The following is a 22,801-nucleotide window of genomic DNA, read 5'->3' as shown; positions in this document are numbered from 1 at the left end:
CCGCAATCCACCTGCGCAGGGGCGGATGTTGACCACAGCAATCCCCCTCGATCGGGTGGCATTGCCAGCGAGCCCAGACCATCCCTTACGCCCTTTAATGTCCAATCGATGATGCTGATGCGATCCTCTGTGATCCTCCGAACTTGGTGCCTGAACGCCGAGGCCCAAGCTTGACAGGCTGGCCCACAACGGCTGTCGCGGCCCCGCCATCCGCTTCGCCGCGCATTCGCTGTTCCCGATTGTATGTAGGACATCGCGGTAGAGGCGCCGTGCCGTAGTATTCGGGTTCCGAGTAATGAGCGTCATACGCGATTGCGTATACTTCTTCTTTATACTGGATCGCGTATATTCCTGAATTATACGCGATCGCGTATATTGACCATTAATGCGCGATCCCGTATACTGCTCCTCGGAGACCCATCATGACCGACCAGATTGCTCGCAACGCAAAACAACTCGGTGCCATCCTACGCCGCGCGCGTAGGCAGGCCGGTCTTACGCAAGGCTCGCTTGGTAACCAGATCCATCTGCGCCAGGGCACAGTGTCCCGCCTCGAGGCCGGCGAGCCGGCCGTGCAGCTCCGCACCTTGATGGCCGCCCTCTCCGCCCTCGACTTGGAACTCGTCGTTCGAGAGCGTAGCAAGAGCAGCTCCGCTGACATCGAGGACCTGTTCTGATGGTACGGCGACCGGCTCACATCCCATTAAATGTCTTCCTGAACGGGCGCCTGGCGGGCGTGCTGCGCAGGGAATCGACGGGCGCCATCGACTTCCAATACGCCCACGAATGGCTGGACTGGCGTGGCACCTTCCCAGTCTCGCTCTCGCTTCCCCTGCGGGAGGACCGCTATATCGGCGCGCCCGTGATCAACGTCTTCGACAATCTCCTTCCGGATAGTGACGCGATACGCAGGCGCGTTGCCGAACGCGTCGGCGCCGACGGCACGGACGCATACAGCATGCTCGCCGCTCTCGGCCATGACTGCATTGGCGCGCTGCAGTTCCTGCCCGATGGCATGGATCCCGGCAATGCCGGCAGTATCGTCGGCAAGCCGCTCAGCAACGAGGACGTGGCGGGGATAATCAAGAACCTTGCGGCTGCTCCCCTCGGCCTTGGCGAGGATGAGGATTTCCGCATCTCGATTGCCGGCGCGCAGGAAAAGACCGCGCTGCTGCGCAAGGACGGGAGCTGGTACAAACCAGTCGGCACGACGGCGACCACTCATATCCTCAAGCCCCAGATTGGCCAGCTGCCGAACGGTATCGATCTCTCCAATAGCGTCGAGAACGAGTATCTGTGCCTCAAGCTGCTCCAGGCTTTCGGCGTTCCCGTCGCCCAAGCGGAGATCGCTGACTTCGGAGAACGCCGCACGCTGATCGTGGAGCGCTTCGACCGGTGGTGGGCCCGCGACGGCCGCCTCTTGCGCCTGCCGCAGGAGGATATCTGTCAAGCGCTGTCGGTGCCGCCCACTCGCAAGTACCAGTCCGATGGCGGTCCCGGCATGCGGGAGATTATCGAGCTTCTGAAGGGCAGCGATACGCCTGATGAAGACATCGCCGTCTTCTTGCGCGCCTGCATTTTGTTCTGGCTGATTGGCGCGACCGACGGCCACGCTAAGAATTTCAGCATCTTTCTCGGCCCCGGCGGGGGATTCCGCATGACGCCCCTCTACGACGTGCTGAGCGCGCAGCCCAGCCTTGATGCCGGACAGATTCCCCGCAAGAAGTTCAAGTTGGCAATGTCGGTCGGCAAGAGCCGGCACTATTCGGTGCCTGACATCATGCCCCGCCACTTCATGCAGACCGCTGATCTTGCCCGGGTGGGCAGGCGTGCCATGCGCAGAATCTTCGAAGATATTGCTGGAAACGTGGAGAAGCAGGCCGACACCGCGATCGTCTCATTGCCGCATGGCTTTCCTGAACAGCTTGTCGACTCGGTCAAATCGGCCATAGGTAAGCGCGCCACCCTTCTCGCTCAGACCAAGGCTGACGCCGTCCATTGATCGAGGTGCGAAACGAACGGGCTGCGGGGGATTTTGCCGACCGAACCAGGCCGAGTCCACCGACGGGCGATCAAGCCTGTGAGGCGGGCAGCCAGATCGCGGCCAGAAGTCACTGATACACATTCGTTTTCGCGCATGTGGCTGGAACTGCGCTCACGTTGCGGTGATCAGGCCTGACGCGTTCGTTTTGGTTGCGCATCATCGTCTAGCCAGATTTAGCAGCCTTGCCGCTGGCGACAAAATGCCGGTTGGCAAAATCCTCGTCGTAGCTCCTGGTTGCGCTAGGCGAGCGGCGCACCATTCAGGTGCGCGTCATGCTACCGGCAGCGCGAAATATCGCGTCACCCGCCGCGGTGTCCCATTCCATGGTGCGGCCGAAACGCGGATACGTTCCGCGGGACACTTTTCCTTCTCCGACGCGCTCCCCGGCCGCAGAAGTCTCAACCGTGCCAGAGGTGAATTTTTGGCCCCTGAGCGATTATCATTGCGGGCCACAACCGACTTTGCGACATCCCTTCACTGATTCACTGTGGATCTAGCGCCAGAAAGCGAAATCTGCTGTGAGGGTCGGGGCTCAGCAGCAACCGCTCAAGGTCGGTCCGACTTTGCAGGGCTGACGTGTTTTCGTCGAGCCAAGACTGACTCTGGTACCGTGCCGGGAATGAGCTATAGTTCACATACTAAGACGGCCGGGCGCTTGCACAATGGCTGGACTGGGTGAACAGATTGCGCGTCAGCAGCGCACCATGGGACCGCTCCTGGTGGCGGCAGTGGTCATCGGCCTTATCGGTCTGCCCGTCGCAGCCTGGCTCGACCTCCGAGACCTGTCCGAACGGATGCTGCGCAGGCAAGCCAGCGAAATCAGCCGGATCATCGACGAAATGCGCGGATTCTACGGCAGCGACGTCGTGGGACGCGTGCTGCAAGCAAACGGCGCCGTGACTGCGACGCACAACTACCGGGACGTGCCGGGTGCGATCCCTATTCCAGCAACCCTCTCGATTGAACTCGGCAAGCGCATCAGCGCTCACGACGGGTCGGTCAAATATCGGTTCGTCTCGGATCTTCCCTTCAAAGGTCGCGCCCCCCACCAGCTCGATGTATTCGAGCGGAATGCAATCTTGGCTTTGCGCGCCAACCCGAAGGAGCCGATCATCGAAGTCTCGGGTTCACTATTTGACCGGCAGGTCCGCGCCGCGGCCCCTGTTGTAATGGGACAAGTCTGCGTGACCTGCCATAACTCACACCCGGACAGCCCCAAGACGGATTGGAAGGTCGGGGATGTCCGAGGGATCCAGGAGATATCAGTCAATCAGCCTATCGCTGCGAACATCCTCACTTTCAAGTATCTGCTCGTATATTTCGCCTTCGCGGCGGCGGCGGGCCTGACGTTCATTCTCCTGCAGCGTCGGCAGTCCGCGTTGATTCAGGGCATCAACAAGGAGCTTTCGGAGGCAAACGACTTCCTGGCCGCGATTTCATTGAAGATCGCCAAATACCTTTCGCCTCAAATCTACAAAAGCATCTTCAGCGGCCAGAAGGACGTCACCATCGCGACCGAGCGCAAGAAGCTCACGATCTTTTTCTCCGACGTAAAGGATTTCACCGCGATCGTGGAACGGCTCCAGCCCGAGGACCTGACGCTTCTCCTCAATGAGTACTTCACCGAGATGTCGGCGATCGCCCTCAAACACGGCGGCACTGTCGACAAGTTCATCGGCGACGCGCTTCTTGTGTTCTTCGGCGACCCCGAGACGCAAGGCGTCGAGGAAGACGCGAGAGCCTGCTTGCGCATGGCTGTCGACATGCAGCGTCGGGTGGAGCAGTTGAACAGGGTGTGGCATGACCGCGGAGTTGAACGGCCCTTCCGAGCTCGCATGGGCATCAACACGGGCTATTGCAATGTTGGGAACTTCGGTTCCGACGATCGGATGGACTACACGATCATTGGGGCGGAAGCGAACTTGGCGGCCCGGCTGCAGTCGATTGCCGAGCCCGGCGGCATCTGCCTCAGCTATGAGACTTACGCGCTCGTGCGCGACCTTGTCCGGGCGCGTCCGTTGGCACCGATTGCGATGAAGGGGATCAGCCGGGAGGTTGTCCCCTACGAAGTCGAGGGCCTCCTGGGTGAACTCGCCCAGCGCCCTCAGGTCATCAGCGAGCACGCGACTGGCCTCGACTTGTTCCTCGATGTTGAGGCAATCGACGAGAACGGGGTCGAGCGGGCGAAGAAACGACTTTCGGAGGCGCTCCTGGCCTTATCCATCCGAAGCAAGCCCGCCGCATTTTAGGTTCTTGAAGGTGATGCAATCTGGACGGTTGCCAGCCACATAAGTCGGGTTCAACACCGTTCAGCCGCGCCGGGTGCCGGCCAGAAGTTCGCCTGCATCATCCTCGTTGGTCATCAGCGCCGTCAGGACCGAGGCGTCGATGAACATCAGTCATTCTCGTACAGGCTGTCGCGAAACGCCTTGTTGGCGGGCCTGCCGTGATCAGGCTTGCCCCGGGCTCGCAGATCACGGCGAACCTGACGCCGATCTCCACCAGGACCATCTAGCCTGCTCGCCTGCTCGCGCTCAAGCTCATGCTTGAGCGCGGCATGGACGGCCTCTGTCAGACCAGCCCTCTTAAGCGCGGCGACCCGGCGGGCCAGCGCCTTGGTCTCGGGATTCTTGACGTGGAACGCCATCACTCGCTCGTATAGCGTATAGCCGTTCAAGCGCATCGGTATATAGCAACTTGATACACTGAGTGAATGCCCGGCAGCATCGGCGGGACACGAAGCCAATCGGCCACGCAGACCCAACTGTAGACTGAATGGGGATCTTACCGCTGTCTTTACAGACCTCGACCAGTATCTGAGGTCACCTCGATAAATCACTGGTACGCCCGCACTTTCGTACAGGTGTGGAACTGCGCAATCATCGTCTAGCCAGATCTAGCAGCCTTGCCGCTGGCGATAAAATGCGGGTTGGCGAAATCCTCGTCGTCGCTCTGGTTGCGCTTGCCGTAGGCGAGCGGCGCACCATCCAGCGTGCGCGTCATGCCGCCGGCAGCGCGTAGCACCGCGTCACCCGCGGCAGTGTCCCATTCCATGGTGCGGCCGAAACGCGGATAGACGTCCGCCTCGGCGCCGGCGAGGAGGCAGAATTTCAGCGATGAGCCGACTGAGACGATCTCGGCCGCGCCAAGCGCGCGGATATAGGCGTCGGTTTCCGGCGTGTTGTGGGACCGGCTGGCAACGACGGTCAGCGGCACCATACCGGCCCTCGCCGAAATCGGCTGGCGATCGACGATCTCATAGTTGTCATTGATCTCGATCGCTTCCGCTTTGCCCGGCCGGCCGGAAAAGAAGCGGCCGGTGCAAGGCGCGAAGACAACGCCGATCTCCGGAACGCCATGGCGAACCAGCGCTATGTTGACAGTGAAATCGGTCCTGCGGTTGACGAACTCCTTGGTGCCGTCGAGAGGATCGATCAGGAAGAAGGCGTCGCCGAGATCCGGTGCCATGATGCCGGCCGAAGCTTCTTCCTCGGCCACGCACGGAATCTCGGGAAATGCGGCGCGCAGCCCGGCGAGGATGATCTTCTCGCTCTCGCGGTCAGCCTCCGTCACCGGCGAACTGTCCGACTTGCTGTCGACCGCACAGCCGGCACGAAAGACGCGCATCACCTCGCGCCCTGCCGCCAAGGCAAGGTGCTCGAAGATGGCGAGCATCGCTTCGTCGTCAGATACCGCCGCCGCTTTCATATTGGTCTTCGGCAATGTCCCGCTCGTTTAGCCAGTGTTCAAGGGCGTCCACCATCTCCTCGGCCGATCTGCCGAGTGTCTTGAGATGGATCTCGGGCTTTTCCGGCACCTCATAGGGTGAATCAACGCCCGTGAAATTCTTGATCTCGCCGTTCAACGCGCGCGCATAAAGGCCCTTCGGATCGCGCCTGGCGCATTCCTCGAAGGGGGTGTCGACAAACACCTCGATGAATTCGCCGTCGGCCATCAGTTCGCGCGCCATGCGCCGCTCTGCGCTGAACGGCGAAATGAACGACACGATGACGATCAGCCCGGCGTCGGCCATCAGGCGCGCCACTTCGGCGACGCGGCGAATGTTCTCGACCCGATCGGCGTCGGTGAAGCCGAGATCGCGGTTGAGGCCGTGACGGACGTTATCGCCATCGAGAATGTAGGTATGGCGCCCGGTGGCGAACAGCTTCTTTTCGAACAGATTGGCGATGGTCGATTTGCCCGAGCCCGAAAGCCCGGTGAACCAGAACACCGCCGGCCGCTGGTTCTTCATATCGGCGCGGGCGCGCTTGCCGACATCGAGCGATTGCCAGTGGATGTTTTCGGCGCGACGCAGCGAATGCAGGATCATGCCGGCACCGACCGTGGCATTGGTGATGCGGTCGATCAGGATGAAGGCGCCGGTGGTGCGGTTTTCGGCAAACGGATCGAAGGCGATCGGCGACCGCGTCGAGATGTTGCAGATCCCGACTTCGTTCATTTCAAGCGACTTGGCCGCCTCATGGGCAAAGTCGTTGACGTTGACGCGGTATTTCAGGTCGGTGACGGTTGCGCTCGTCTGGTCGGTCTCGGTGCGCAGGATGTAGGAGCGGCCGGGCAGCAGCGCATGTTCGTCGAACCATACGATGTTGGCGGCGAACTGGTCGGCGACCTGCGGCCGCGCCGCTGGCGATACCAGCATATTGCCGCGCGAGACTTCCACCTCGTCGTCGAGCACAAGGGTGATGGCCTGGCCCGCGACAGCCTGCTGAAGGTCGCCGCCATGCGAAACGATGCGCCTGACACGGGAGGACTTGCCGGATTTGGCGACGACCACCTCGTCGCCCGGTGCAACCGAGCCGGAGGCGATGGTGCCGGCGAAGCCGCGAAAATCGAGGTTGGGACGGTTCACATATTGGACCGGAAACCGGAACGGCAATTCGACCGCGGCCTCGTCGACCGAGACGGTTTCGAGATGTTCGATCAGCGTCGGGCCGGAATACCAGTCCGTCCTAACGGAACGGCCAGTAACGTTGTCGCCGTAGCGGGCCGACATCGGAATGGGCACGATCGTCTGGAAGCCGAGCTCACGTGAGAACTGCCCGTAATCAGCGACGATCCGTTCAAAAACCGCCTCGTCGAAGCCGACAAGATCGATCTTGTTGACGGCGAGCACGATGTGGCGAATGCCCAGAAGCGAGGCAATGATTGAATGCCGCCTTGTCTGGCGCAGTACGCCCTGGCGGGCATCGATCAGCACGATGGCGAGATCCGCCGTCGACGCACCCGTCGCCATGTTACGCGTGTATTGTTCGTGGCCGGGCGTGTCGGCGACGATGAACTTGCGCTTCGGCGTGGCGAAGAAGCGGTAGGCGACGTCGATGGTAATGCCTTGCTCGCGCTCGGCCTCGAGGCCGTCGACCAGCAGCGCGAAGTCGACGTCGTCGCCGGTGGTGCCGTGCTTGCGTGAATCGCGCTCGAGCGTGGCCAGCTGGTCCTCGAAAATCTGCTTGGTGTCGGAAAGCAGGCGCCCGATCAGCGTCGACTTGCCGTCGTCGACCGAACCGCAGGTCAGGAAGCGCAGCAGCGACTTTCGTTCCTGCGCCGCCAGATAGTCGCGGACGCCGTCGGTTGGGGCGAGACTCTTGGCCATGATGTGGCGCATGCTCAGAAATACCCCTCGCGCTTCTTCTTTTCCATCGAGCCGGCTTCGTCGCGGTCGATCAGGCGACCTTGCCGCTCGGACGTGCGCGCGGTGAGCATTTCGCCGACTATCGCCTCTAGAGTGTCGGCGTCCGAGTCGATCGCGCCGGTCAGCGGATAGCACCCGAGCGTGCGGAACCGCACCATCCGGTTCTGCACCGTCTCGCCGGGCCGTAGCTGCATGCGTTCATCATCCTTCAGGATGAGCATGCCGTCGCGTTCGACGACCGGTCTTTGCTTGGCGAAATAGAGTGGCACGATCGGGATGTCTTCCTGGAGAATGTATTGCCAGATGTCGAGCTCGGTCCAGTTCGACAGCGGAAACACCCGGATTGATTCACCGGCTGCGATGCGGGTGTTGAAAATCTTCCACATCTCGGGCCGCTGGTTCTTCGGATCCCAGACGTGCTGGGCGTTGCGGAACGAGAAGATGCGTTCCTTGGCCCGCGACTTCTCCTCGTCGCGGCGGGCACCGCCAAAGGCTGCGTCAAACCCGTATTTGTCGAGTGCCTGCCGCAGCGCAACCGTCTTCATCACATGCGTGTGGGTGTTGGAGCCGTGGTCGAACGGATTGATGTTGTCGCGCACGCCGTCTTCATTGACATGGACCAGGAGATCGAAGCCGAGCTTTTGCTGCATCTGGTCGCGAAAGGCGATCATTTCGCGGAATTTCCAGGTCGTGTCGACATGGAGGAAGGGAAAGGGCGGCTTGGCCGGATAAAACGCCTTCATCGCCAGGTGCATGAGCACCGATGAATCCTTGCCGACCGAATAGAGCATCACCGGCTTGGCGAAAGCCGCGGCCACCTCGCGAAAAATATGGATGGATTCAGCCTCAAGCCGCTGAAGGTGCGTAAGCGCGATGTTCATGGACTGTAAGCGTTCTCTCGTGCCATCCACAGAAGGGCCTGTATCATCAACGGGGGCGATCTTCAGCCGCCGGTTCAAGCTGCACTTCTGGACAATCAATTCTCGTGGGGGGCGTTCTAGCAGATCGTTCCTGCCCAGAACAATGCAAGACAAGCTTGCGGCCGGATGGTTCGGGAATGAATTTTCCATACAGCCGGCAAAATCGGGAAATTTCTGCCCGGCGAGCGGCTGCCCCTGAAAGGGGGCGGGAAAACATTGCCTGGGCTGGGAAGCTGAGAGCCAGGAGACGGCTCGCCTGACCGCCGTCCGCTTCGTTCAGGCGACGTCAGCCGTGGCGACGACGTCGCTAGGACGAAGTTTCGATGGGGACAAGTAGCTTGTCACCGTTGTGATCGATCTCGATCATCTCGCTCTTGCGGCTCAAGCGTTCCGCAAACCCTTTGTGGAAGATGATGGCGTTCATATAGGCAAAGGTCATCGCTAACGCCGCGGTCCGCAGCGGATAGTCGACCAGCGAATGAATGAGAAGAAAAGAAACCGAAAGGAATGCTGCTTTCTGGAGAGGGTCTCGGCGAATTCTAACCAATGCCGCGAAAAGCAATACGAAATAACCCACCATCAGCAGGACGGCGGGAACTCCTCCCTCGAAGACTATTTCAAGGTAGTCATTGTGGGCATGGTTCACGTATTGTTTGAAAATCATGCTCTCCCGTTCGTATATCTGGTAGGCCTTTTGAAAATTCCCGAATCCGACACCCGTTGCCCAATTGTCCTTAGTCCCTTCGATCGTGGTCCGGGCGAACTCTCCTCGCCCGAATGCCGGATCGAGCGCGTCCACATCGATCTTCGTCCACAGGCCGATCGTGTAACCAGAAAGCGCAATGAAAATCAGGAGAACGCTCAACCCGCTCGCCCTGGAGCGCGCCGAAAGAAATACGATTGACAGTGCGGTAATCGCCAATCCGATCAGGACACCTGCACGCGAACCGGCAGCCAGCAGCAGCAGCAAAAGCGTGATCAAGCCAAGAGATCCTGACAAAAGACGTCCGCGGAAGAGGCCGTAGTAGACGACAAAGGGAACCGACACGAAAAGCAAAGCCGAAAAATGATTCGCGTTGGCAAAAAGCCCGGCATTGATCGTAAAAGGCAACAAGCCCACAATAGCGACTTTGTCAGATAGCGAATATTGAATCGCTCCGGCTAATCCATTGCAGATAACACCCATGAAAAAAAAGGGAAGAAGTGCGCTGACCTGCTCCGCCCGCAACCGCAACACAGCCAAGAAAAACAGCGCTGTGGCCAAAAAGTAAAGTAGACATTCGACCGTGCGTCCGACACCAACACTTATGAAGCGAAATTTTGTGTCTCCAACCCATGGATCTCCGAGTAGCAGTTCCGGCCGCAACCCGTTGAATATGGCCGCCGGTAGCGGGACGACTTGCAAGACCGCAAATCCCACGGCGAAGAGCAGCAGGCACAGAACAGAATAAGGGCTTCTTCGGCCAGGGGTTTGCGAAAACAGGGCCGCCGCCGAGACAACCGCCGCGATCTCGACCAGAGTGTCCGTATAGAGACCACTTGCAGTACCACCGCCGATCAGCAGCGAAACAAACAGAACTGACCCAAGGAGATATTTCTCCCATTCCGACGATCGGTGGTTCAAGACGGACGTCTCTCAATGCTTAGTTTGTGCATTACCAATGTGCCGACATATCGAAATCGCCAACTCTCGGCAATAGCGGCAGTCTGTAGCCTTACTAACTGCAGAGGACACGAAGCCGGCCCGACCGAAAACTCGAGGCTAAGATTTTGCCGATTATAGGTGCCCTCCGGAATGTTGAATCGCGCTATTTCCCCTTCCGGGTCAACGCATCTAATCGCCCAGAACAATTCCTTTGGAAGCTTCAGATTTCGTGCAGATGCGATCAGAGAAATCTTATAAGCGCCTGGCGGCAGCGCGATGTACTGCTGGAGAGCTGCGTCCTTCACCGGCGTGTTCAAGAAGCGGACCGTAGCTCCGCCCTCACCCTCCACCGCGTGCACAGACGTTGCAAATGTGATTTCCAAGCCTGACTGATCCCGGAGTTGCCAATTGAAGGGCCTACCGCTGAACCCGGGTTCGAAGGTGCTGTTGAAAATATACCCGCCCAATGTTCGTTCTTCGTCACTAAGACTAAAAAGGAACAGCCGATAGGCTGCTTCATATTCCCTTAGGCGAATGAAGCCGGAGATAACGGCGGACAGTTCGCTTGCTCTGCCTCGCGCACTAGACCCGCTCATATCCAGCAGCAGCCGATTTGCGGAGTCGAGTCCCTCGGGGGTTTTGCTAAGCGCAGCAAACAGACTGGCTCTCCAGGGCGCCTCCGCCTTGATGGCTCCCAGTACAGCTTGGTATCCATCAGGATTTGAGAGGATTCTCGGCAGCCTTTCGGCGACGGCCGGGAATCGATCGGGCCATCGCCGTAACAATATGTCGATCTCACTGACCGCCTTTGATAGATCCCCTGTATCGATCGAGTGGCCAATGGATCTCTGCAGCGCGTGGATTTCGGTCTTGGATAGCTTCAGGGCGTGGTCGAAGAGCCGATAGGCTTCGGCTTTTTCGCCCTGCCGGTATTTAATCTCACCGATCAGGCTATAAAGACGCGCGTCAGCTAGATCGAAGGCGAGCGCGCCTTTGGCCCGGGCAAGCAATGCATCCAGATCAGGATCATTATTCGTACCGTTGAGGTCACTGGTGATTTTGGCGATCAATGCGTCGACGTTGAACGGATCCAGCGCAAGAGAAGCAGCCGGCGTTTCTGTTTCAAGAAATCGACTTAGCCCGATCGAGGAAACCAGTAACACTAGAACGGATGCGACGAACCAAACGACTGAGCGCCGGAGATTTTGCGTAAGCGGGCTGGCTTGCTCCGTCATCGATCTTGCCCTCAATCCTCGGAGTACTGGAGTCTGTGCCGTAACTGTAATACTGGTAATTCATGTATTTGTAGGCGTAATTATAATCGAACTTGTTCACCGCAAACTTGGACATGGCGGCGCCAACCACGTTCGCGCCAGCGGCTCGCAGACGCTTCAACGCGGTCTTGGCCGACTTGCGTGTCACCTGATTGGTGGAGATGACCATCAACGTGCCCTCAGCGAGGCGGCTGAGAATAGGCGCATCCGAAAGTCCGACGATAGGCGGAGCGTCGATGATGACAACATCGAAGCGCTTGCCGAGATTGGTCACGATCAGAGCCATCTTAGGTGACGAGAGCAGATCCGCGGGGTTCGGCGGGATCGTGCCAGAGGTCAGAACGGTCACGTTGGGATATTTCGTCGCCCTGAAGATGCTCGCCAGATCCTCCTTGCGGACGGTATTAGTCAGGAGGTTGCTGAGGCCGATCGTGTTGTCCAGACCAAAAAGGCGATGAAGGTTCGGCTTCCGAAGATCGCCGTCGACAATGAGAACTCTCGCGCCTAGCGCGGCAAAATCCTGCCCTAGCTTGAACGACGTCGTCGACTTACCTTCCGAGGGCTCCGAGCTTGTGACAACCAGCGATCTTGGCGCGCCTTCCGCACCTGAGAATTGCAACGATGTTCGAAGCGAGCGGTAGGCCTCAGACAGTCCGGACTTTTGATCGGCGATGCTGGCCGCGAGTTCCCGGTCATCGACGAGCGGCAAGATGCCGAGCATTGCCAGTCCCAGTTCCTTTTCGACCTGCTCGGGATTAGTAAACGTATTATTCAACAGCTCGATGACGTATATAACGGAAGCGCCTAAAGCTAGAAAAACAGCCAGTGCAATCGCAAGATTGGCGCTTAGGCGTGGCGAATAAGGAGTATTCGGCTGCGCGGCAAAATCAACAATGGCCGCGCTCTGTGTCTTGAGCTCAGAGCTGACGCCGACCTCATTTAGCTTGGCGATCAGGCTGTCATACTGCGACCTGTTCGAATCCACTTCGCGCTTCAGGATCGTGTATTTAATGTTCTTGTCGTTGAAAACAACCTGCTGCTTTTCCATCTCGGCAAGCTTGGCCTTAAGATCGGCTTCCTTGTTCTGTGCCTCCTGGTATTTCAACCGCAGCGAGTCCGTTATGGCCAGGACGCCATTGTTATAGAGCCGCTGCAACTCCTTGATCTGCGACTGGAGCTGCTGCATTTCTGGAAAACCAGGCTTCAAAACCCCTAGTTTCTGCTGGTACTGGCTTGTCAAATCTGCCAGTTTCTCACTGAGCGCCTGCAGACCCTTGCTTTCCAGGACGGGGCTGAGGCTCGATCCGCGGCCCTTGTCTATCTGGTCGACCATCCGTCCGGAATCAAGACGTTCTTGAATAGCGGTCGCCAGCGCGGTGTTTAAGGCCTCGATATTCGATCCTATCAGCGATTTGTCGTCGCCGGTCACCGTAATGCCGGCATCCTTCGCATAAGCGACCAATTCTTCTTCCGATTTTTGAAGTTTTTGCTTTACTTGCAAAACCTGTTCCTGAATGAACTGTCGCGCCAGGTCGGAGGTTTCACTTGTCTGATCGAGACGTTGATCGATAAAGCTTTGCGCGACCTGATTAGCCACCTCGCTCGCATATTGCGGCTTTTGATCAACAAACGTGATCGACAGTAGGCTTGTGTTGGGGACGAGACTAACCGTTAGGTCATTTATAATCCGCCGGATCGCAATGCTTTCGCGTTGCTCCGGGGTTTTGTCTTGAATAGAAGCCGATTTCGAAATCCCGAACGCACGATAGAAGATGTTACTAAGAGAGAAGTCGGCGGTCGGAAACAGGAAGTCCGGCTTTTCGCTCAGCCCCAGTTGAAATACTACGCGCTGCGCCAATGCGCGACTTTTGAGCTTTTCACGCGCTGTCAGAAAAGCGCGGACGTCGGCATTTTCAGAAACGACCTCAATGTCCTGGAAGACCTTGGCAGAAGGGACCAGCACTTCCAATTGCGTTGTTGCCTGATACTTCGGTGTTTGCATCATGGTGATGATCACACCGGCGACAAGGCCAGCTGCCGCCATCATGACGATCAGCCACCGGTACTGGACAAAATAAAAGAGCAGCCTTAGCGGACTGAAGCCCTCCTCCTGCTCGGAGTCGTCGCGACCGTAGGGGCCATAGTTTTGAGGACCATCATAATACTGATCTGCAGACAGGGCTTGACCATGTCGGGGAGCCGCAAGTTGATGCTGCCTGTTGCGATCGAGCATAGTGCCAATGATCCTAAGTTTGAGCGTTAAGCATTACGGAACCATCACCCCAAGTCGAGCAGCACTTGAAGCAATGCCCAGAGCATCCTTAAGATTGCTCATCGCAATTTTCGATTTCGACGCAAAGACGACAACCTTGTCACCGCCGTAGATGCGCGGATTGCGGACCTTCCCGGCACGAACAGCCTCCACGTCGTAATTTGCCACTAGTGTATTTGAGCCGATGTTGCGGTAAATGAAGACCTTTTTCGCATCCCCTATAGGACTGAAATTCCCCGCCAAGGCGATGGCGTCCAGAAGAGTTGAATTGCTCGACACGGGATATATACCGGCCCTATTGACCTCTCCGTCGACCGTTATTCGCTGTCCGATAGATTCCTTGACGAAAACCGTCACGTCTGGCGACTGCAGGTATTTGGCTCCGTACGCAGTCTCGATCTCTTGCTCCAATTGGCGGACCGTTTTTCCTGAGGCGGTAATGGTTCCGATAAGCGGAAGCGAAATCTGCCCGCCAGCATCGACTTGAACCGTTCTGTTCAGATTGTCGACCTGGAACACATTCACCTCGAGCACATCGTTCGGAGACAATGGCTGCTCGCTGCCGTTCTGGGTGTTTTGCGGCGCTGGCAGATCCTTCACCATCTGCAGAGCGCCGCCGCCTGAAAGTGGCGTCGATGATGATGTCAATTGCAGCGCGTCGACCGGACCCGACGAAGATGAAGCGGTCGACGAAGTGCTCGTACATGCCGAAATTGCAAGCGAAGCGAGCAAGAGGGATACCGCGCCCATATGGGTCCATGCGAAACGAAAAATCGCCATCACGCTGTCCCGCCTTTGAACAAGCGGCCAAATCCTCCAAACCGGCCGCCGTTGCTAGCGTTCGGTTTTTTCGGACGTGCCTTTCCGACCGGCTCGATAGGCCGGTTCGCCAATATTTCGCCTGGACGTTTCAACACCATATTGCGGGCCTCGTCATCCCCACATCGCTTGGCAACCGCCGCAACCGCCTGCGAAAGCCCAGGACGCCGGCGCGTAGCGCTATGAGTGTCCGATGCGATAATGTCCACCCTGCCCTCGTCAATCAGCTTCTCAGAATAGTAAAGCGCCGCGCGTCCAAAAGCACCCACAATCGAGTCGGCGGTAAGCTGAATAAGGCAGCCCACTGCATTCAGCCTCTCGACAACGTCGTAATTCGTTTTGATCCAGGTCAAACGCTCAGGATGGGTAAGGATCGGGATGAAACCGGCGTTTATGAGGCGTAGAGCAAGGTCCTCCATTCGTGGAGGGAGGACATGATGCGGCGGTTCGAATAGAAAATAGCGGGACCTGTTTAAAGTCGGCACACTGCCGGCCGCCAATCGGTCCGGAAGATCTGGCGCTATGTGAACATCTGCACCGACGTAAAGAGCAAGCGGTATGGTGGCGCGGCGAAGCGCCTGATGCAATTCTTGAACCGCCCGGACAATGTTCGATGTTCCGTTTTCATAGACACCGGGCGTCACGTGCGGGGTGCACGCCATGTGAGTCGTTCCATCGGCCACCGCCAGTCGAGCCATTTCCAGCGACTCAGCGAGGCTGGGTGAGCCGTCATCGAGGCCGGGCAAGATATGGGAATGCAGATCTATCATTGGCGTTTGTGACTGCAACGAAGCAATGCACCGTCGTCATCACGACTAAATGCGTCACTCGCAGAACAGCGAATGAGGCATCTCTCAAGTTCATGCCATACTACGGATGCTGGGGGCCAGCTACTGGCGGACAAAGGCAAAATCATAATGCAGGCCGATGATCCGCACCGAATCGCCGCCCAACAGAATTGGCGCAAGGCCATGGCTCACACTGCCAGCGGCAATAACTGCCTCCGAAGTAGCGAGCGCTACGCACATGCAGCCTTCCGCAGGATTGACTCCGATCGTCGCACCCGCGGGAGGCCCTGTCCGCAACTCGCGCCAACACGCAGCGAAGCGGGAGATTGCAATTCGGTCGCGATGCGTGCACCGAAATGGGCTGACATTCCGATCTTTGCCCGGCTCCCAGCCTTAGACATCCGCACGTCGCCCTGAGCTTGAACGACCCGACCGACAAACCGGTAAGGCAATTCCGCTGTCGCTACCAGGCGCACCGCAGAAGCGCCATGCGCCTCCGCAGTCCAACTCAGTCGCTGACGCCGTGGCCGTCATCCTGTGTTGCAGCCAAAATGCCAGCCGCACCAACCATACCGCCAAAAATGTAGAGCGGCGTCTTGTCATCATTGTCATCATTGTTGGAATCGCCCGTTTGGGCGGTGTGCTCAGAACCGAGAACATTGAGGCAGATTTTGTTCTCAACCCGGGAGATATCGAGGGTCGAATTGGCCGGCACGCTCAAGTTGCAGCCACCGACACGAACCGAAGCAGACCCCTTGGCGCCGACCACCACGCGGCTGCCGAACTCCAGCGCGCTCCCCGCTTGCGCCGGACCATAGCCAGCCACCTGCGAGACCATTACGTCGCCATTGACGCTCCCGATCGATCCAATCGGATTTGTACCCTGATAGGCAGTTGCACAGGTGCACGATGCATCCTTCGCGAAAGATGACACCGGGGCGAAGCCGGCCAACACAACAAATCCGGCCAACGCACTTTTCAAAATTAGGTTCATCCGCATCAATCCTTCTGTCCCACGTTACGCGAGGCCTACCCAATCACCAAGCTACTGGATCAGCGCGTAACAGCTTTTTGCGCCAATTCCAACCCATATAGCAAATGCGGGATAATTTTTGGTTTCGGTGTGTGGTGGATGGAACACACCATTGGATTATCAAACTTATCAACTTTAAGCCGGTCGCAATCAATGGATTGCCAGAGAGCTGATCTAGCACTCCTTGCGGCGTTGGCGTCACCATCGCTTCGAAGCTTGCGCGCAGCGTCTGCGATCGAACGTGGTCGTGGTATCGACCAGCCACCCTTTCGTCCGAGGCAGGCCTGTCGCCCAAGACTTGTAGATCGAACCCGCAGGTGCAGGATGCCGGCTCTACGAGCTTTGCAGCAAGATTGGTGCCATCGGAGAAATCGGAGGTGAGGCATTGCACAATACTGCGCCACGGATCTGGCGGGAGGGAGCCGTCGCAAGCATCCCGGGATCCAACACGGCGCGCGGGCCGGGCCCTCTGCCCCCTTGCCTGGGAGCCACCTCACTGCAATCTGCCCCCCGGTCTATCAGCTTCGGTTCGCGCTACCGAACCCGCTGACGCCCGAGAGTGGATGGTGAGATAACGTTCAGCCCCTGCTGCCGTCACGCAGGATTCCCACCGCCATCTCGTTCATTGCGGAGGACCGTCCTCCCTTTGATCCGGTAGGTTCGATGGCCGCCTTGTTGCAGATAGCATCCAGTGGCTTCGACGGCTCCGGTAGCCTGCAAGCGATTGCCAGTAACATGCTCAGCCGACAAGTCTCCTGACGACAGCCCCGCACGATTCCTGCCAGTCGGGCGCGCGCCAGCCGTAGATGTCCCACAGCTTTTGACAGTCGAGGAGTGAGTTGGCCGGGCGTTTCGCACCAGTCGGATATTCGTATGTGAATATGTCCTCGACATTTGCCAATGGACCGCCAACCCGTCGGCTTTCGGCGAATATCTCGCGAGCAAGACCACTCCAGTTCGTACCACCCGTGCCGGCGAGATGAAATATGCCGAACTGGTGGGAATTTTCTCCGCGCTCCACGGCTTTCGCGATGTGCAGAATGCCGTCTGCGATGTCGAGAGCAGAGGTTGGGTTGCCGAACTGGTCAGAGACTACGCGGATCGTATCACGGTCCTTTGCCAGTCTGAGCATGGTCTTCACGAAATTACGGCCGAATGGGCTGTATACCCAGGCGGTGCGCAAGATGACATGACGGCTATTGGCGGAGGCAACCGCTCCCTCGCCATCGAGCTTGGTGCGGCCATAGACCCCATTTGGGCCAGTGGTATCGGTTTCAATGTAAGCGCCGGGTTTGTCCCCGCGAAACACATAGTCGGTCGAGAGATGGATAACGGGAGCACCCGTTTCGGCTGCTGCGGCAGAGACGGCGCGCGCACCCAACACGTTGATCGCCTGCGCGGTCTCGGGTTCGTCCTCGGCTTGGTCGACGGATGTATAAGCTGCGGCGGAGACAACTATACTAGGCTTTCTGACAAGGATCGCCGACCTGACTGATTTGGGATCGAGAAGATCAAAGTCCGGCCGAGCCGTCACGATCAATTCGATGCCTGGAACGGTCGAGGCGCGCTCAGCTAGGCTACGCGCAACCTGCCCTTCACGGCCCGTGACAAGAATTCTCACGACAGTGCCTTTTCCACTGCACCTAACCTTTGGCCGGCATAGCGGCTGCTGCGGATGGGTTCCCACCACCAAGGATTGTCGAGGTACCATCGGATGGTCTTGGCGAGGCCCGTCTCGAATGTCTCGGCTGGCGTCCAGCCGAGATCGCGCTCGATCTTGGACGCGTCGATTGCATAACGCCGATCATGGCCAGGGCGATCAGCCACGAACGCGATCAAGTCGCGATATCGTGCTCCGCCGCGCCGCGGCCGAAGGCTGTCCAGCGTCCGGCAGATCGTCTCTACAACGTTGAGATTGCTGCGCTCAGAACGCCCGCCCACATTATAGCTTTCACCCGGCCTTCCTTTGGTCGCGACCAGTTCCAGCGCCCGCGCATGATCGTCGACGAACAGCCAGTCCCGAACATTTGAACCAGTGCCATAAACGGGGAGCGGCTTCTCCTCGAGCGCATTGAGGATGATTAATGGAATCAGTTTTTCAGGAAAGTGAAACGGGCCGTAGTTGTTCGAACAGTTGGAAACGACCACAGGCAGCCCGTACGTCTCGCGCCAGGCACGAACGAGATGATCCGACGCGGCCTTGGACGCAGAATAGGGGGAGGACGGAGCATAAGCGGTTTCTTCGGTGAAGAAGCTGCCGTCGAAGGGCAAATCCCCAAACACCTCGTCTGTCGAGACATGATGGAAACGAAAGGTTTCTTGGCGCTCGGCGGACAGGTGCTGCCAATGGGTCAAGACGGCCGTGAGCAGCTTGAAGGTACCGACGATATTCGTCTCGACGAAAGCTGCCGGCCCGTCGATCGAGCGGTCCACATGGCTCTCGGCGGCAAGATGCATTACGACATCGATGTCATGGTCGCGCAGGACTTGCGAAATTGCATGTTCGTCGCAAATGTCCGCCCGCACGAAGCTGTAGTTAGGATGGTTCTCGATCTGGCGTAATGAAGCCAGATTGCCAGCATAAGTCAGCTTGTCCACGTTGACAACGCGATGCGTGGGGTTGCTGCACAGATGCCGGCAAACCGCCGATCCGATGAAGCCCGCCCCCCCCGTTACCAATATGTTCAACCCAAAAGCCCTCCGCTTGGCATGATCGATCTAGTCGAAGATCTCGGCCTCGACGAGAAGCGGTGCATTGCGATCTTTATCCGAAAGCACGAGCCCATTATGAAAGGTCGGCCACTCGATGCCAATCGCCGGATCGTCGAAGCGGACGCAACGATCTTGCGCTGGTGAATATGGGCTCGTCACCTTGTAGATCACCTCCGTATTCTCCACCAAGGTGACGAAGCCATGCGCGAAGCCGATCGGTACGAGGATCTGATTCCACTTCTCAGCGGATACCTCCAGCGAGACCCATTTCCCGAAGGTTGGAGAACTCTTCCTGATGTCCACAGCGATATCGAGAATCGCGCCACGCACGACCCGAACGAGCTTGGCTTGTGCAAAAGGGGGCAGTTGATAGTGAAGCCCCCTCAGAACACCCGCCGCAGTGGAGAGGCTGTGATTGTCCTGTACAAAGACGAGATCAATGCCAGCTCCGGCAAGGCCTGCTGCATTGTAAGTCTCGGAGAAGAAGCCGCGTGCATCGGCAAAGCGCTTTGGCGTGATTTCCAGCACGCCGCCCAGCCTAAGATTGCGAACGTTCGTCATAATCAGCCTCGCGCCAGTTCGGAGACTCGGCGGCGCAAATAGCCGGCATACTCGTTCCTGCCAAGCTTTTCCGCACGCGCCAGAACTGCATCGGCCGAGATCCAACCCATTTCCAGGCCGATTTCTTCCGGACAGGCGATCTTGATCCCCTGCCGATGTTCTATGGTTCGGACAAACGAGGACGCGTCATGCAGGCTGTCAACCGTACCGGTGTCGAGCCAAGCGAAGCCGCGGCCTAGCCGATGTACATGAAGCGAGCCACGCTCCAAGTAGATATTGTTGACCGAGGTAATTTCGAGCTCACCGCGCCCCGACGGCCTGATTGATGCAGCAATGTCGACCACGTCATTGTCGTAGAAATAGAGACCGGTGACCGCCCAGTTCGAGTTCGGCTCCTTCGGCTTCTCCTCAATCGTCAGCGCCTTGCTGGTCGACGCTTCGAAGCTCACGACGCCATACCGTTGCGGGTCCTCGACATGATAAGCGAAGACTGAAGCGCCTTGTGTCTGCTTTGCGGCAGTCTGGCAGATGGCTGTCAAGCCGGCGCCGAAGAAGATGTTGTCGCCGAGCACCATGGCCACATTGTCCAAGCCAATGAAGTCGCGGCCGATGATGAAGGCTTCGGCCAGCCCATTCGGCTGCGCCTGTTCGGCATAGGACAGATCCAGGCCAAAGACGCTGCCATCGCCCAGCAGCGCCTGAAAGCCCGGAAGATCACGCGGGGTCGAGATGACGAGGATATCGCGAATCCCCGCCTGCATTAGCACGCTCAGAGGGTAATAGACCATCGGCTTATCGTAGACCGGCAGCAATTGCTTCGATACGGAAAGCGTCAGCGGATAAAGACGGGTTCCGCTCCCGCCCGCAAGGATGATGCCCTTCATGCTCGACCCTCCTGAATGCCCATTTACACCTCTCCCATCGCATTCAGGTATTTTTGTATTACGAACTTTTCGTCGAACTCATGTTCGGCCTTCGCGCGACTAGCATCGCCCATAGCGCCTCGCTCGTGCAGGGAAAGCGACATGAACCTGAACATTCGATCGGCAAGGTCCCGAGCGTCGCGTGGCTGGCAGAGATAGCCGTTAACACCATGGTCGACCACATTCCGGCAGCCGGTCCAATCCGTCGTGATGATTGGCCGGCCCATAGCTGCCGCCTCGAGTAGGCTGCGCGGGGTTCCTTCTCGGTAGTAGGACGGCAAGACCACGCAATCGGCAGCCGCGAGATATCTGCGTACGTCGTCCGTCACACCAAGGTACTCGACAACCCCCTCCTTCACCCACTCCTCGATCACCATTTTCGAGACTGCCGAGGGATTTTGGACGTCGAGAAAGCCAAGCAATTGAAAACGGGCCTGCGGCTTAGTCGAGCGCACGATTCGCGCAGCTTCGGCAAACTCGCCCACGCCTTTTTCCCAAAGGAGTCGCGCAACCAGTAAGAAAACGCTTTCGGCGCCATCCTCGCTCGGTACAGCCCGTGCGGCCATAAAATGCTGCAGGTCCACACCCGAGCCTGGCAGCAGTTCGGCCAGTTCTGGCATTACGATGGATTTGCGGACAAAATCATCGCGGTCTTCTCGGTTCTGAAAGAATACGCGCCGCGATCCGCGCAAAGCGTAGCGATAAAGGATTTCAACAATGCGTTGTATCTTTGAGCCCTTTGAAAATGCGACTCCCAGACCGGCGATATTGTTGATAACGCTGACACCGAGCATCTTTGCGGCGATGGACCCGTAGATGTTCGGTTTAATTGTGTAGCCAAGATAAATGTCAGGTCGCGTTCGCCTGAACAATTTTCGAAATCGCGTCAACAGGGCAAGGTCAGCAAACGGCGACGTGCCCATGTTGTCCATAGGTATTTGTTCGAAACGGCAACCCATCCTCACCAACTGCGCTGCATGCTGCTGATGTGGTGGAGCGACAGCAATAACCTCCATGCCGCGTTCTTGGAAACTCCGAATGAGCCCAGCGCGGAAGTTGATGAGGTTCCACGCAGTGTTGGCACAGATGATGACGCGCAAATTTTTTCAGCCTTGGAGGAGATAGTTTTGATAGGGAAGCCAATAGGTGGCGTGAGATCCGAAATTGAACCAGACATACTGTACAATCGCTGAATATAAAACCACGAGCAAACCCAGGACTCGATAAGATCGGTCGGACCTCCCGAAAGCTTCCGGGATCTGTGACAGGACCATGATCTGGATCGGAATTAGGTAGAGCCCCATTCGATCAACAGCCGTCGATGACGGCGAAATAACGAGGGCTGGCACCAACGCTATCGCGATCAGCGCTATGATGAGCCAAAGCTGCTTCTCATGCGGACCGAACAGGAACCGTCTCCTAAAAAAGATAAACACTATCGCCGGGATTGCGTTCATGATGACCCGGATCGCCGCACCACCGGAATCGTACTCACGATCGACGTATGTGTACATCAGCTTGTCAACGCTATCCTGAAGCAGGGCGAAATAGGCCAGTAGTGCAGCACCACCTACCCACAGCATGGTCCAAACGCGACCACGATTCTCGGCAAGGGCCGAGATCGGTATCAGCAGGACGGCCGATTTGTGGAAGGTGGCCGCGATTAGCACCCATGCGACAAATTTGAGGTTGGAACGATCACGGCCAAGGGCGACGAGCCCGCGCATTGCCAACCCAATCGCCACGCCCTGCCTCGTATAGCCCATTGCAACGACGATAACCAGGTAAGGTATTGCGACGGCAAGCGCGAGCCAGGGACGTGGCTGGGCCAGTGCGAACGAGAAAAGCCCCCAGCTAAACAAACCGGCACATACCAGGTTGACCAGCCAAACCTCAGGATCCACTCGGGCGCTGATCCAGTTCAGTAGTGCATAGCCCGGGTCCCCCAATTTTGGAATATCCGTAAATACCGTTAAGCTTGCTCGAACGAGGTGACCCAAATAGGCGGGCCAATCGGCTCCTACATCATTACGAAGGCCGACCAGCAAGCATAGGGCAAGCCCAGTAATGAAGAACAGCCATCGTTCTCCAGGGTATACAAGCGCCTTCCCGCGTCGCTCAAAAAGCGCTGCGAAGGCTGGGACGCCAAACATGAGCCAG

At 57.9% G+C, this 22,801-nt stretch carries 19 protein-coding genes and 1 pseudogene; 3 read left to right on the top strand and 17 right to left on the bottom strand.

The window, feature by feature from the left end; genetic code table 11:
* Positions 1 to 422: 422 nt before the first annotated feature.
* Both NKH98_RS27165 and NKH98_RS27160 read left to right on the top strand, forming a co-directional pair.
* Positions 423 to 677: a helix-turn-helix domain-containing protein gene (locus tag NKH98_RS27165; protein ID WP_352902751.1), complete on the top strand. Its 255-nt coding sequence runs from the start codon at positions 423 to 425 to the stop codon at positions 675 to 677.
* Positions 677 to 2,002: a type II toxin-antitoxin system HipA family toxin gene (locus tag NKH98_RS27160; protein WP_352903220.1), complete on the top strand. Its 1,326-nt coding sequence runs from the start codon at positions 677 to 679 to the stop codon at positions 2,000 to 2,002. Before NKH98_RS27165 ends, NKH98_RS27160 begins: the two co-directional genes overlap by 1 nt.
* 205 nt (positions 2,003 to 2,207) lie before the next feature.
* On the opposite strand, the pseudogene NKH98_RS27155 reads toward NKH98_RS27160, so the two are convergent.
* Positions 2,208 to 2,393 (bottom strand): annotated as a pseudogene (locus tag NKH98_RS27155) (inositol monophosphatase family protein); the annotation flags it as partial.
* Between the two features lie 313 nt (positions 2,394 to 2,706).
* On the opposite strand from NKH98_RS27155, the gene NKH98_RS27150 reads away from it, so the two are divergent.
* Positions 2,707 to 4,293: an adenylate/guanylate cyclase domain-containing protein gene (locus tag NKH98_RS27150; protein WP_352903217.1), complete on the top strand. Its 1,587-nt coding sequence runs from the start codon at positions 2,707 to 2,709 to the stop codon at positions 4,291 to 4,293.
* Positions 4,294 to 4,439: 146 nt separating this feature from the next.
* Here the strand turns inward: NKH98_RS27150 and NKH98_RS27145 are convergent, their stop codons facing one another.
* The 16 genes from NKH98_RS27145 to NKH98_RS27070 form a co-directional block, all read right to left on the bottom strand.
* Positions 4,440 to 4,691 (bottom strand): type II toxin-antitoxin system VapB family antitoxin, encoded by a 252-nt coding sequence (locus NKH98_RS27145; protein ID WP_352903214.1) that lies wholly within the window; start codon positions 4,689 to 4,691, stop codon positions 4,440 to 4,442.
* Positions 4,692 to 4,930: 239 nt separating this feature from the next.
* On the bottom strand, positions 4,931 to 5,719 hold the full coding sequence (gene cysQ / locus NKH98_RS27140; protein ID WP_352903249.1) for a 3'(2'),5'-bisphosphate nucleotidase CysQ: 789 nt from the start codon (positions 5,717 to 5,719) through the stop codon (positions 4,931 to 4,933).
* Positions 5,720 to 5,729: 10 nt separating this feature from the next.
* Positions 5,730 to 7,667, bottom strand: a complete 1,938-nt coding sequence (cysN, locus tag NKH98_RS27135; protein WP_352903211.1) for a sulfate adenylyltransferase subunit CysN — start codon at positions 7,665 to 7,667, stop codon at positions 5,730 to 5,732.
* Positions 7,668 to 7,669: 2 nt separating this feature from the next.
* Positions 7,670 to 8,575, bottom strand: a complete 906-nt coding sequence (gene cysD, locus NKH98_RS27130; protein WP_352903208.1) for a sulfate adenylyltransferase subunit CysD — start codon at positions 8,573 to 8,575, stop codon at positions 7,670 to 7,672.
* 346 nt (positions 8,576 to 8,921) lie between these two features.
* Positions 8,922 to 10,238 carry an O-antigen ligase family protein gene (locus tag NKH98_RS27125; protein WP_352903205.1) on the bottom strand — a complete coding sequence of 439 codons (1,317 nt, stop codon included), beginning with the start codon at positions 10,236 to 10,238 and terminating at the stop codon, positions 8,922 to 8,924.
* Positions 10,235 to 11,422: a tetratricopeptide repeat protein gene (locus tag NKH98_RS27120; protein ID WP_352903202.1), complete on the bottom strand. Its 1,188-nt coding sequence runs from the start codon at positions 11,420 to 11,422 to the stop codon at positions 10,235 to 10,237. Before NKH98_RS27120 ends, NKH98_RS27125 begins: the two co-directional genes overlap by 4 nt.
* Positions 11,382 to 13,766, bottom strand: coding sequence for a GumC family protein (locus tag NKH98_RS27115; protein ID WP_352903199.1), 2,385 nt, complete (start codon positions 13,764 to 13,766; stop codon positions 11,382 to 11,384). The genes NKH98_RS27120 and NKH98_RS27115 overlap by 41 nt, the downstream gene beginning before the upstream one ends.
* A 33-nt stretch (positions 13,767 to 13,799) precedes the next feature.
* On the bottom strand, positions 13,800 to 14,585 hold the full coding sequence (locus tag NKH98_RS27110) for a polysaccharide biosynthesis/export family protein (RefSeq protein WP_352903196.1): 786 nt from the start codon (positions 14,583 to 14,585) through the stop codon (positions 13,800 to 13,802).
* Positions 14,585 to 15,412: a tyrosine-protein phosphatase gene (locus NKH98_RS27105; protein WP_352903193.1), complete on the bottom strand. Its 828-nt coding sequence runs from the start codon at positions 15,410 to 15,412 to the stop codon at positions 14,585 to 14,587. The genes NKH98_RS27110 and NKH98_RS27105 overlap by 1 nt, the downstream gene beginning before the upstream one ends.
* Positions 15,413 to 15,920: 508 nt before the next feature.
* A complete protein-coding gene (locus NKH98_RS27100; protein ID WP_352903190.1) occupies positions 15,921 to 16,406 on the bottom strand; it encodes a hypothetical protein in 486 nt (161 codons plus the stop codon).
* Positions 16,407 to 17,184: 778 nt separating this feature from the next.
* Entirely contained in the window at positions 17,185 to 18,156 is a 972-nt protein-coding gene (gene rfbD / locus NKH98_RS27095; protein WP_352903188.1) for a dTDP-4-dehydrorhamnose reductase, read from the bottom strand.
* Complete coding sequence (gene rfbB, locus NKH98_RS27090) at positions 18,063 to 19,133, bottom strand: dTDP-glucose 4,6-dehydratase (protein WP_352903185.1); 1,071 nt, start codon at positions 19,131 to 19,133, stop codon at positions 18,063 to 18,065. The genes rfbD and rfbB overlap by 94 nt, the downstream gene beginning before the upstream one ends.
* 30 nt (positions 19,134 to 19,163) lie before the next feature.
* The gene (gene rfbC / locus NKH98_RS27085) at positions 19,164 to 19,718 is read right to left on the bottom strand and encodes a dTDP-4-dehydrorhamnose 3,5-epimerase (protein ID WP_352903182.1); all 555 of its coding nucleotides are present in this window, start codon (positions 19,716 to 19,718) and stop codon (positions 19,164 to 19,166) included.
* 2 nt (positions 19,719 to 19,720) lie between these two features.
* The gene (gene rfbA / locus NKH98_RS27080; RefSeq protein ID WP_352903180.1) at positions 19,721 to 20,602 is read right to left on the bottom strand and encodes a glucose-1-phosphate thymidylyltransferase RfbA; all 882 of its coding nucleotides are present in this window, start codon (positions 20,600 to 20,602) and stop codon (positions 19,721 to 19,723) included.
* Between the two features lie 23 nt (positions 20,603 to 20,625).
* A complete protein-coding gene (locus NKH98_RS27075; protein ID WP_352903177.1) occupies positions 20,626 to 21,741 on the bottom strand; it encodes a glycosyltransferase family 4 protein in 1,116 nt (371 codons plus the stop codon).
* A 6-nt stretch (positions 21,742 to 21,747) separates the two neighbouring features.
* Positions 21,748 to 22,794, bottom strand: a complete 1,047-nt coding sequence (locus tag NKH98_RS27070; protein ID WP_352903247.1) for an EpsG family protein — start codon at positions 22,792 to 22,794, stop codon at positions 21,748 to 21,750.
* Positions 22,795 to 22,801: the final 7 nt, after the last annotated feature.

Origin of the sequence: Mesorhizobium sp. M0833 (assembly GCF_040319905.1) — a bacterium.
Lineage (GTDB): Bacteria > Pseudomonadota > Alphaproteobacteria > Rhizobiales > Rhizobiaceae > Mesorhizobium.
The sequence above is the reverse complement of the archived record's forward strand: the minus strand, read 5'-3'. Positions and strand labels throughout refer to the sequence as shown.

Coding starts and splice junctions, on each gene's coding strand:
- cysQ (WP_352903249.1), bottom strand. CDS start 5,719: ATGCTCGCCATCTTCGAGCACCTTGCCTTGGCGGCAGGGCGCGAGGTG.
- cysN (WP_352903211.1), bottom strand. CDS start 7,667: ATGCGCCACATCATGGCCAAGAGTCTCGCCCCAACCGACGGCGTCCGC.
- NKH98_RS27100 (WP_352903190.1), bottom strand. CDS start 16,406: ATGAACCTAATTTTGAAAAGTGCGTTGGCCGGATTTGTTGTGTTGGCC.
- rfbC (WP_352903182.1), bottom strand. CDS start 19,718: ATGACGAACGTTCGCAATCTTAGGCTGGGCGGCGTGCTGGAAATCACG.
- NKH98_RS27165 (WP_352902751.1), top strand. CDS start 423: ATGACCGACCAGATTGCTCGCAACGCAAAACAACTCGGTGCCATCCTA.
- NKH98_RS27070 (WP_352903247.1), bottom strand. CDS start 22,794: ATGTTTGGCGTCCCAGCCTTCGCAGCGCTTTTTGAGCGACGCGGGAAG.
- NKH98_RS27110 (WP_352903196.1), bottom strand. CDS start 14,585: ATGGCGATTTTTCGTTTCGCATGGACCCATATGGGCGCGGTATCCCTC.
- NKH98_RS27150 (WP_352903217.1), top strand. CDS start 2,707: ATGGCTGGACTGGGTGAACAGATTGCGCGTCAGCAGCGCACCATGGGA.
- rfbA (WP_352903180.1), bottom strand. CDS start 20,602: ATGAAGGGCATCATCCTTGCGGGCGGGAGCGGAACCCGTCTTTATCCG.
- NKH98_RS27160 (WP_352903220.1), top strand. CDS start 677: ATGGTACGGCGACCGGCTCACATCCCATTAAATGTCTTCCTGAACGGG.
- NKH98_RS27145 (WP_352903214.1), bottom strand. CDS start 4,691: ATGGCGTTCCACGTCAAGAATCCCGAGACCAAGGCGCTGGCCCGCCGG.
- cysD (WP_352903208.1), bottom strand. CDS start 8,575: ATGAACATCGCGCTTACGCACCTTCAGCGGCTTGAGGCTGAATCCATC.
- rfbD (WP_352903188.1), bottom strand. CDS start 18,156: ATGGTACCTCGACAATCCTTGGTGGTGGGAACCCATCCGCAGCAGCCG.
- NKH98_RS27115 (WP_352903199.1), bottom strand. CDS start 13,766: ATGCTCGATCGCAACAGGCAGCATCAACTTGCGGCTCCCCGACATGGT.